Below are 300 nucleotides of genomic sequence, written 5' to 3' on the forward strand. Positions count from 1 at the left end.
GGACGGCCGTGCGGCGGACGGAGAGCAGCAGGCTGCCGAGCACCGGGACGAGGCCGGCCAGCAGGATGACCCTGAGCGGAGGGGGCGTCAGGAACTCGGCGGTCGTGATGACGGCCAGCAGGGCCAGCAACCCGGCCATGGCGGCGCGCTGGCGCCGGGGCGACAGCGGCTCGTCCGCGAACGGGTGGACGAGCCTGGAGCTCGGTCCACCGGGCGTGGCCGGCATGGACGGGTGGGCCCTTCCGCATGGTCGTCGGCCGCCGGGTCCGGGTAGCCGACGGGTGGTTCCGGTTGCCTGGT

General features: G+C 75.3%; 1 protein-coding gene. It reads right to left on the reverse strand.

The features are described 5' to 3' along the window. On the reverse strand, positions 1–226 hold a 226-nt coding region (locus tag ACLWS4_RS38440), incomplete at its 3' end, for a hypothetical protein (RefSeq protein WP_416876635.1). Between the last annotated feature and the right edge of the window lie 74 nt (positions 227–300).

The sequence above is a fragment of the Kitasatospora sp. SC0581 genome, assembly GCF_048159585.1.
GTDB lineage: Bacteria > Actinomycetota > Actinomycetes > Streptomycetales > Streptomycetaceae > Kitasatospora.